We start from the raw sequence: 9,097 nt of genomic DNA on the forward strand, positions 1-9,097 counted from the left end.
TCGCCCGGCCGGTTGCCCCTGATCGTGGGGGTATGGACGGTGTGGCCGGCGGCACGAATGGGGGCGGCGACGGGCTCAAGCTCGGCTCCGGTGTGCCAGGCGCCGTGGACGAGGACGTAGGTCGACATATTGTAGCTCCTCCGCAAGGATGGTTAGATCGGCGCGGCAATCACCGGCCAAAACCTTGCCGACTGAACGTCGGTCGTTGCCTTTGTTGCAGCCATATTGAGCCGGCCGGGGATCGGTCCGCTTGGCTGGCGCTGAACCGGATTGGTCTCGGAGCGAACTGATGGAGCAGGTCAATCCAGCAAGCCGGCCGCGGCACTTCGTCTGGAATACGGCCGAGGCGCGCCCGGCCGAGCAGTTTTCCTTCTACCGTGAGGCGATCTGCCAGGCGTTCATGAACCTGACGCCGGAATCGGCGACGACGTCGTATTTTCCGGCAAAGGTGGAGACGATCAGGTTCGGCGCCGGCGCGGTCAACCGCGTGGTGTTTCCCGAGCATACCGTGCATCGCTCGCGCAGCGATATCGCGGCCTCGAACGAGAGCTGCTTCTATCTCAACTTCAAGCTCGCCGGCCGCTGCCGCATCGTGCAGGGGGATCGCGACGTCAGCCTGTCGCGCGGCCAGGTCGGCATCTGCGACAGCGACCGCGAGGTGAGGTTGCTGCATGACCGCGGCCCGACGTTGGAGGTCGCTTCGTTCTGGGTGCCCTCGCGCGCGCTGCGCGACCGCCTGCCGCCGGGCTTCGATTTCGAAGCCGAGCGCGTCTCCGATGATCCTCATGTCGGCCATCTCATCGTCGAGACGGCGCGCGCGCTCAACGCCGGCGCCTTGCGAATGACTGAGGAGGACAGCGTGCGCCTGTTTGGCGTGCTGCTCGATCTCGTGGCGCTCAGCTTGTCGCGCCGCTCGCGCGCGCAAGTCGCGGAAGCGGCGAGCTTTGCGGATGCCACGGTGCTGGCGCTGCGCCGCGCCATCCACGAGCGACTGCGCGAGCCAGGGCTGACCGTTGCGGCGGTCGCGGGTGCCGTCGGCATCAGCGAACGCTATGTGCACAAGCTGTTCGAGCGTTCCGGTACGACGTTCTCCGATTACATCATGGAGCGCCGGCTCGACGGCGCCGCGGCAGATCTGCGAGATCAGGCCGTGGCAGGTCGCGAGATCGGCACGATCGCGTTCGACTGGGGCTTTTCGGACCTCTCCCACTTCACGCGGCGCTTCAAGCAGCGCTTTGGTTGTCGGCCGCGCGACTGGCGCAACTCGTGAGCGGATGCGATAGGGCTACAGCGACCGCGCGATCAACAGCTTCATGATCTCGTTGGTGCCGCCATAGATCTTCTGAATGCGGGAATCGATGAAGATGCGCGAGATCGGATATTCCTGCATGTAGCCATAGCCGCCGAACAGCTGGAGACATTCGTCGGCGGTCTCGACCTGCTTTTCCGAGCACCAGTATTTCGCCATCGAGGCGGTGACGGTGTCGAGATCCCCGGCGACCAGGCGCTCGACGCACCAGTCGACGAAGACGCGGGCGATCATCGCTTCGGTCTTGCGCTCGGCGAGCTTGAACGCGGTGTTCTGGAATTCGAGCAGCGGCTTGCCGAAGGCGGTGCGCTCCTTGGTGTAATCGGCGGTGAGTTTGACGGCGCGCTCCATCGAGGCAACGGCGCCGACCGCGAGCGCGAGGCGCTCCTGCGGCAGTTGCTGCATCAGTTGCACGAAGCCTTGCCCCTCTTCGTTGCCGAGCAGGTTTTCCGGCGGCACCGTAACGTTGTCGAAGAAGAGCTCCGAAGTATCGGAGGCATGCAGGCCGATCTTGTCGAGGTTGCGCCCGCGGCGATAGCCGTCCGCGCCTGCGGTCTCAACCACGATCAGCGAGATGCCCTTGGCACCAACCTCGCCGGTGCGCGCGACGACGATGACGAGGTCGGCGGCCTGGCCGTTGGTGATGAATGTCTTCTGGCCGTTGATGACGTAGGAGTTGCCCTGTTTCTTCGCCGTGGTCTTGACGCTCTGCAGGTCCGAGCCAGTGCCCGGCTCGGTCATGGCGATGGCGCCGACCATCTCGCCCGAAGCCATCTTCGGCAGCCAGCGCTGCTTCTGCTCCTCCGACCCGTAATTGAGGATGTAGTGCGCGACGATGGCGCTGTGCACGGAGACGCCGGTCGTTACCTCCGGCACCGTGCTCTCGATATCCTCCAGCACCGCGGCATCGTAGGCGAAGGTCGCGCCCAGGCCGCCATAGGCTTCGGGCACGCTCGGCAACAGCGCGCCCATCTCGCCGAGCCCGCGCCAGGCCGAGCGGTCGACCATCTTCTGCGCACGCCACTTCTCGGCGTGCGGCGCGAGGTCCTTGGCGAGGAACTTCCGGAACTGGTCGCGGAAGATTTCGAGCTCTTCGGTCATCCAGGAGGAGCGGTAGGACATGAAAACTCCGGTCGGCGGTGCGACTGTTTTTGGTACTCCGGTGAAGGCGGGCAATTATTGTGTTTTCAGGCTGCGCCGGTGGCGCTACCAAGGCAACCGGATTCGAGCCTTTGGGGGTGTGTGATTTTGACCGCCGAAACGACTGAGCTCAAGACCACCGAGCTCAAGATTGATATCGACCGCGCGGGCGCCGTCTCCGCACTGTTGACGATGCCGGACAAGCCGCGCGCCTGCTACGTCTTCGCGCATGGCGCGGGCGCGGACATGCGGCATTCGTTCATGGAGAAAGTCGCGGCCGGTCTCGCCGATCGCGGCATTGCGACGCTGCGCTACAATTTTCCCTACATGGAGAAGAAGCTGGGACGGCCCGACACGCCGATGATCGCGCACGCTGCCGTTCGAACGGCGGTCGAGGAAGCGGCGCGGCTCTGCGCCGGTCTTCCGCTATTTGCCGGCGGAAAATCGTTCGGCGGGCGCATGACCTCGCAGGCGCAGTCCAAGGCGCCGCTGCCCGGTGTGCGCGGGCTCGCCTTCCTCGGCTTTCCGCTGCATGCCGACAACAAGCCTTCAATTGAGCGCGCGGCTCATCTGTCTGGAATAGAGATCCCGATGCTGTTCCTGCAAGGCACGCGCGACCGGCTCGCCGATCTCCGCTACCTCGAACCCGTGATCGAGGGGCTCGGCCCGAAGGCCAGGCTGCACGAGGTCGCCGGCGGCGATCACTCCTTCGCGGTGTTGCGGAAGTCCGGCCGCAGCAATGAGGAGGCGATGGAAGAGGTGCTCGATACGCTCGCGGCGTGGATCAACGAGTTCGTCTGAGCCTTCGCGCGGTCATCCGGCATAAAGCCCTTTGTCGCGCGCCTTCTGGATCGCGAGCGCTGCGATCAGGTCGAGCGACGGCGTCGAGAGGCCTGCGGCGTGGGCAAAGGCGGCCGGGGCCTTCACTAGCACGTCGATCTCCATGGCGCGGCCGAGCTCGTAGTCCTGGAGCAGCGACGGCTTGTGATTGGGCGCCGGGCCGCTCCGCGTCATGCGCTTGACCTCGGGGATGTAATGCTGCGCGATCTCGTTGGCCTCGTTGAGCAGGCGCGGAATGACATCCGTGAAGGCGGGGTCGTTGCGCACGCCGCGCGCAGTCAGGCCCGTGAGCAGGCACAGCACCGTCAGCGACATGTTGGTCAATAGCTTTGACCAGATCGCCTCGCGGATGTCGGAGACAGGCGGTGATTCGAGTTTTGCGTCGTTCAGGGCCGTGCGGAGCTGCGCGATGCGCTCGCTGTTGCGGTCGTCGCACTCACCGACCAAGAGCCGGTTGCGGTCGGCCGAGAGGTTTTCGACGATGCCGGGTTCGACCACCTCGTTGGAGGAGAACACGACGCCGCCGATGATCCGCTCTTTCGCGATCGCCTTGCGAAGCCGCGCACCGGGATCGAGGAAGGCGAGGTCAGGTGGGGCGGGGTGCCGCGGCGGTAATCCGATATTGTACCACCAGGGAATGCCGTTCTGTGCGAACACGATCGCGGTCTCTTCGCCAAGCAACGGGGCGATGCCGGTGACGAGGCCCGGCAGGCCGGTTGCCTTCAGGGTAGAGATCACGACGTCCTGCGGCCCGAGCAGAGCCGGATCGCCGGAGGCGCGGACCTTGGCACAAACTTCCGCCTCGCCGACGCGCAGCTTCAGCCCGTTGGCGCGCGCTGCCTCCAGATGCGGCCCGCGCATGACGCAGGAGACCTCATGGCCGGCGCGTGCAAGCCGCACCGCAAGGTGGCTGCCGACGGCACCCGCGCCGAAAATGCAAATACGCATGATATGACCGCCCCGTCCCGAGGATTGATCTTTGGCTCGCGCCGACGGACAGCATGGCACAAGCCGCCATGCGATGGGCGCGACCGCCTCCCCGCGGAAAGTGATGGATCAAGGGACGCGGCCACGGTCATAGTGCGTGGCCTGACAAAGAATAATGCCGAGAGGACCGCCCATGCCGGCCAGCCCTGTCTTGTGGACCTTTGACGAGCGCGGGGTCGCGACCGTCACGCTCAATCGACCCGAGGTCAACAATGCCTATGACGGAGCGTTGATATCAGGCGTGCTCGCCGCGATGGACGAACTGAGCGGCAAACCCGATTTGCGCGTCGTGGTGCTCAGGGGCAACGGCAAGCACTTTCAGGCCGGCGCCGACCTCAAATGGATCAATTCAGTGCGGCCGCAATCGCCTGAAGCGAACGAGGCGGCCTCGCGGGCGACGTTCGAGGCGGTGCAGCGGCTGAACACGCTGCCGATCCCGACCGTGGCGCTCGTGCAGGGCGGCTGCTTCGGCGGCGGCACCGGCGTGATCGCGGCGTGCGACGTGGTGATCGCGGCCGACAATGCGCTGTTCTCGATCACCGAGGTGCGTTGGGGCCTGACCGCTGCAATCATCATCCCGCAGCTCTGCGACGCCATCGGCGTGCGTCAAGTTCGCCGTTACGCGCTGACCGGCGAGCGTTTTGGCGCCGATGAGGCGCGCCGCATCGGCCTCGTTCATGACGTCGTGCCGCTCGCCGAGCTGGAGGCCGCCGGCGCGAAAGTGGTCGAGCAGTTGCTCGCCAATGGGCCGGAGGCGATGGCAGAGACCAAGCGGCTCGCGCTGGAAAGCTCGTTCGGCGGGATGAGCGTCAATGACGCCGCCTATGCGCGCCTCGTTCATCTGCATTCGCTCAAGCGCCAGAGTGCAGAAGCGGCGGAAGGGCTGGCGTCCTTTGCCGAGAAGCGCGCGGCGAAATGGAGCGGCAAGGCCTGAGGGATCGTTGCCAGCGTCCGGATATTTACAACGCCTATGACGGACAGGCGGTGATCTAAGCTGGTGCTTTCAATTTCGCGCGTCTGTATCGCAGCCACACGACTGCAAAATAGCCGAGCGATGTCGCGGCCAGGATCACAGGCAATGTGGCAACGGCTGACCATGCGGCCAGTTCGGCGAGGCTCAGTTGATGATGAGGATGAAGCGGTCGACTGGCATTCAAGGCATACAGAAACCAGAAGGCGGTAGCGGCACTCACAATCAGGCAGATGAACCAGCGACGCAAGGTGTAGCCGATCCCCGCTCCGACGATGATCCCCGGAATGGCAAGCAGGTACAACTCGGTCTGCCAAATCCCCGCGAGGTCACGTGCAAACAGAAAGATCTTCATGACGGATCCCAGAGCGCCAGACGTCATAGCTGTCCTGCTACTAGAAAACGTTAACGGGATCGGCGCAATTCGCGCCGTGCAACCGTGCCGATCGGTCGCCCCTCAGCATCCCCGGCAGATGCCGCTCATGCTGCGATAGACCGCGTCGTCGTCCTGCCGCATCTGCTTGAGCGATTCGAGTGTGGTGCTCTCGCGTGGTGGCTCGGGCTTGCGCTTGGTCGCAAGCTCTTCCTCCTGCCGCTTGTAGCAGGCCTCGCGGTCGGCCTTGGCCTGGATGAAGCGGCAGTTCTGCTCCACTGCGGAAGCCGGCGCGGCCGAGATCGCAAGGCAGATCAGCGAAATCAGGGTGCGTTTCAAAGACATCGATCCTAGGGGCGCCTGTTCTGTCAGTTCCGCCGAGCGGGATCAATCGTCTTTTGGCGCCATAGGACTTTACATCGTCGATCCCTTTGTCGAGATAGCAAAAAGGGCCCACCTTGGGTCTCAAACGACCGGATTATCGTCTTGCAGAGAAAATCCATTCGGGAACCTGCGCGCCAGGTCCCGCTCTATGGCGAATATGAAGTGGTGGTGCTCGGCGGTGGGCCGGCCGGCATCGTCGCGGCTGCCTCGGCGGCGCAGGCGGGTCGGCGAACGCTTCTGATCGAGCGTTACGGCTTTCTGGGGGGCATGGGCACGGCCGCCGGTGTCACCAATTTCTGTGGCTTGCACGGCAATGTCCATGGCAGGCACCACCGTCTCGTGCAGGGCATGGCCTCCGAGCTGCTCGCGCGAATCGATCGGCTCGACGGCCTCAACAAGCCGCATCTGATCCTCGGCAAGGTCTTTGCGCAAGCCTACGACACCGCGGCCTACAAGATCGCGGCTGATGATCTCCTTGCAAGCCACAACGTCGACATCCTCTTCCATGCGCTCGGCGCCGGCGTCGTGATGGGCGATGCGCGCCGTATCGACGTGCTGATGGTCGAGACCAAGGCCGGACGGCAAGCGGTGCGAGCTGAGATCTTCATCGATTGCTCCGGCGACGGCGATCTCGCAGTCTGGTCCGGTGCGCCCTACGAGATCGGCGACGAACACGGCCATCCGCTTTACCCGTCGATGATGTTCCGCCTCAACGGTATCGATCCCGAGAAGGCTGGCGAGGCCTGGCGTACCATTCCGCAATTGATGGAAAAGGCGCTCGCCACCGGCACGCACAGCTTTCCGCGCAAAAGCGCGATCGTGCGGCCGCAGCGCCATGGCATCGAATGGCGGGTGAATTTCACGCAAGTCGCGCGCGAGGACGGCCATGCCATCAACGGCATCGAGCCTGGTGATCTCACTCGCGGCGAAATCGAGGGCCGTCGCCAAGCGCTCGCCGCCTTCGAATTCCTGCGCACCGTGCCAGGCTTTGAAAAATCCTATATCGTCGATCTGCCGCCGCAGCTCGGCATCCGCGAGACCCGCCGCATCAAGGGCGGCTACCAGCTCAGCGGCGAGGACGTGCTCACCTGCGCCTCGTTCGAGGACTCGATCGGCGTCAACGGCTGGCCGATCGAGGCCCATGTGCCGGGCGACGTCGTCTTCACCTTCCCGCCGATCCCCGAATCGCGCGGCTACAACGAATTGCCGTATCGCATGCTGGTGCCGGAGAGCGTAGACAATCTCCTGGTCGCAGGCCGCTGCGCCTCCATGACCCATGAGGGCCAGTCGGCGGCACGCGTCTCCGGGGCCTGCTTCGCGATGGGGGAGGCGGCCGGTTCCGCTGCTGCGCTGGCGCTGGCAGGCAACCAGATCCCGCGTGACATCCCGGTTGAAAAACTGCAGGAAACATTGAAACAACAGGGCGCCTTCATCGGGCGGGACCAGACCGTGCCAGAGGGCCTGTGAAGAAACGACGGAGGAAGACGGATGGGTTGGGTTGCGCGGTTCGCGGGTGTAGGCTTGTTGGCGCTGACGACGATTGCAGCAGCGCAGGCCGAGGAGGCGCTGAAGGCGAAAGTTGGCGTGCTCAGGCTGTCGTCCTCCGCGCCGGTCTTCATCGCGCAGGACAAGGGCTATTTCCGCGACGCCGGCCTCGATATCGAGCTGAAGTTCTTCGATGCGGCGCAGCCGATCGCGGTCGCCACCACCTCGGGCGACGTTGATTTCGGCATCACCGCCTTCACCGCAGGTCTCTACAATCTCGCCGGCAAAGGCACGCTGAAGGTCATCGGCGGCATGAGCCGCGAAAAGGCCGGCTATCCCCTGATCGGCTATTTCGCCAGCAACAACGCTTACGCGGCCGGGCTAAAGACGCCGAAGGATCTCGCCGGCAAGCGAGTGGCTATGACGCAGGTCGGATCATCCTTTCACTATTCGCTCGGCCTGCTCGCGGACAAATATCACTTCAAGCTATCAGACGTGAAGATCGTGCCGCTGCAATCGCTGTCGAATGCGGCGGCGGCGCTGAAGGGCGAAACGGTCGACGCCGCGCTGCTTCCCATCTCCACCGCGCGAAAGCTGATGGATGACGGCGGCGCGAAATTCCTTGGCTGGGTCGGCGACGAGACGCCCTGGCAGCTCGGCGCCGTGTTCGCCTCGCCCAAGACACTCGCCAACAAAGTGTTGGTGACGAAGCTGCTCGGCGCGCTGGCAAGAGCCGATCGCGAATATCACGACGTCATCCTGGCTGCGATGAAGAATGGCACCGTGCCGATCAACGAGCAGACAAAGCCGCTGCTTGAGATCATCGCCAAGTATACCAACCTGCCGGTCGAGCAGGTGGTCGGCAATTGCGCCTATATCGATCCCGACGGCAAGCTGGACGTCAAGGACGTCGACAACCAGATCAAATGGCTGCAAGAGCAGGGTTTTGCCGACAAGGGTTTTGACGCGGACGCGATCATCGCGAAGGACTATGTGAAGGCGGATTGATGCCCCAGGCGACCCACTATCCCCGTCGCCCTTCGAGACCTCCGCTGCGCTCCGGCACTTCCGGGTGACGGTGTGAGAAGAGACAACGATTGATGGACCTGATCGCCAACCACATCACCCATCGCTTCGGCGAGCTCGCCGTGCTCGACGACGTGTCCTTCACCATCAGCGCGGGCGAGGTGGTGGCGATTGTCGGGCCGTCGGGTTGCGGCAAGAGCACGCTGCTGTCGATTCTGGGTGGGCTGCTGCTGCCGTCATCCGGCGTAGCGGAGCTGCGCGGCGCGCCGCCGTCCGACAGCCTCAATCCGCTGACCTTCGTGTTCCAGGATTTTGCGCTGCTGCCCTGGGCCACGGTGGAGGAGAACGTCGAATTCCCGCTGCTGCACACCCAGCTTTCGTCCGCACAGCGCCGCGCACAGGTCGACGATGCCCTGCGCCGTACGGGACTTACTGATTTTCGCACGACCTATCCAAAGCAGCTTTCCGGCGGCATGCGCCAGCGCGTCGGCATTTCGCGCGCGCTTGCGGTGAGACCCGCCATCCTCTTGATGGACGAGCCGCTCTCGGCGCTGGATTCGCAGACCCGCGAGCTGTTGATGGA

The 9,097-nt window shown here is 64.2% G+C and carries 10 protein-coding genes and 1 pseudogene; 6 read left to right on the top strand and 5 right to left on the bottom strand.

Going from position 1 to position 9,097, the window contains the following annotated elements; translation table 11 throughout:
* Positions 1–128: pseudogene (locus SO139_RS44605) on the bottom strand (alpha/beta hydrolase); the annotation flags it as partial.
* Between the two features lie 161 nt (positions 129–289).
* Here SO139_RS44605 and SO139_RS44610 point away from each other — a divergent pair.
* Positions 290–1,270 carry a helix-turn-helix domain-containing protein gene (locus SO139_RS44610; protein ID WP_498542031.1) on the top strand — a complete coding sequence of 327 codons (981 nt, stop codon included), beginning with the start codon at positions 290–292 and terminating at the stop codon, positions 1,268–1,270.
* A 15-nt stretch (positions 1,271–1,285) separates the two neighbouring features.
* Here the strand turns inward: SO139_RS44610 and SO139_RS44615 are convergent, their stop codons facing one another.
* Positions 1,286–2,431 carry an acyl-CoA dehydrogenase family protein gene (locus SO139_RS44615; protein WP_449381157.1) on the bottom strand — a complete coding sequence of 382 codons (1,146 nt, stop codon included), beginning with the start codon at positions 2,429–2,431 and terminating at the stop codon, positions 1,286–1,288.
* Positions 2,432–2,557: 126 nt separating this feature from the next.
* Between SO139_RS44615 and SO139_RS44620 the strand changes: the two genes are divergently transcribed.
* Positions 2,558–3,250, top strand: a complete 693-nt coding sequence (locus SO139_RS44620) for an alpha/beta hydrolase family protein (protein ID WP_449381158.1) — start codon at positions 2,558–2,560, stop codon at positions 3,248–3,250.
* Positions 3,251–3,262: 12 nt separating this feature from the next.
* Here SO139_RS44620 and SO139_RS44625 read toward each other — a convergent pair whose 3' ends face one another.
* A complete protein-coding gene (locus SO139_RS44625; protein ID WP_449381159.1) occupies positions 3,263–4,237 on the bottom strand; it encodes a ketopantoate reductase family protein in 975 nt (324 codons plus the stop codon).
* A 172-nt stretch (positions 4,238–4,409) separates the two neighbouring features.
* On the opposite strand from SO139_RS44625, the gene SO139_RS44630 reads away from it, so the two are divergent.
* Positions 4,410–5,210: an enoyl-CoA hydratase-related protein gene (locus SO139_RS44630; RefSeq protein ID WP_449381160.1), complete on the top strand. Its 801-nt coding sequence runs from the start codon at positions 4,410–4,412 to the stop codon at positions 5,208–5,210.
* Positions 5,211–5,265: 55 nt separating this feature from the next.
* Here SO139_RS44630 and SO139_RS44635 read toward each other — a convergent pair whose 3' ends face one another.
* A complete protein-coding gene (locus tag SO139_RS44635; protein ID WP_449381161.1) occupies positions 5,266–5,601 on the bottom strand; it encodes a hypothetical protein in 336 nt (111 codons plus the stop codon).
* A 102-nt stretch (positions 5,602–5,703) separates the two neighbouring features.
* A complete protein-coding gene (locus SO139_RS44640; RefSeq protein ID WP_449381162.1) occupies positions 5,704–5,964 on the bottom strand; it encodes a hypothetical protein in 261 nt (86 codons plus the stop codon).
* 141 nt (positions 5,965–6,105) lie between these two features.
* Between SO139_RS44640 and SO139_RS44645 the strand changes: the two genes are divergently transcribed.
* From SO139_RS44645 to SO139_RS44655, 3 genes are all read left to right on the top strand, one after another.
* On the top strand, positions 6,106–7,470 hold the full coding sequence (locus tag SO139_RS44645; protein WP_449381163.1) for an FAD-dependent oxidoreductase: 1,365 nt from the start codon (positions 6,106–6,108) through the stop codon (positions 7,468–7,470).
* 21 nt (positions 7,471–7,491) lie between these two features.
* Entirely contained in the window at positions 7,492–8,496 is a 1,005-nt protein-coding gene (locus SO139_RS44650; protein WP_449381164.1) for an ABC transporter substrate-binding protein, read from the top strand.
* Positions 8,497–8,588: 92 nt separating this feature from the next.
* On the top strand, positions 8,589–9,097 hold a 509-nt coding region (locus SO139_RS44655; protein WP_498542032.1), incomplete at its 3' end, for an ABC transporter ATP-binding protein.

It is taken from the genome of Bradyrhizobium sp. UFLA05-89 (genome assembly GCF_059803475.1).

What these genes read in the sequence shown, in the direction of transcription:
- SO139_RS44610 (WP_498542031.1), top strand. Translation starts at nt 290, where the DNA reads ATGGAGCAGGTCAATCCAGCAAGCCGGCCGCGGCACTTCGTCTGGAAT.
- SO139_RS44615 (WP_449381157.1), bottom strand. Translation starts at nt 2,431, where the DNA reads ATGTCCTACCGCTCCTCCTGGATGACCGAAGAGCTCGAAATCTTCCGC.
- SO139_RS44625 (WP_449381159.1), bottom strand. Translation starts at nt 4,237, where the DNA reads ATGCGTATTTGCATTTTCGGCGCGGGTGCCGTCGGCAGCCACCTTGCG.
- SO139_RS44630 (WP_449381160.1), top strand. Translation starts at nt 4,410, where the DNA reads ATGCCGGCCAGCCCTGTCTTGTGGACCTTTGACGAGCGCGGGGTCGCG.
- SO139_RS44635 (WP_449381161.1), bottom strand. Translation starts at nt 5,601, where the DNA reads ATGAAGATCTTTCTGTTTGCACGTGACCTCGCGGGGATTTGGCAGACC.
- SO139_RS44640 (WP_449381162.1), bottom strand. Translation starts at nt 5,964, where the DNA reads ATGTCTTTGAAACGCACCCTGATTTCGCTGATCTGCCTTGCGATCTCG.
- SO139_RS44650 (WP_449381164.1), top strand. Translation starts at nt 7,492, where the DNA reads ATGGGTTGGGTTGCGCGGTTCGCGGGTGTAGGCTTGTTGGCGCTGACG.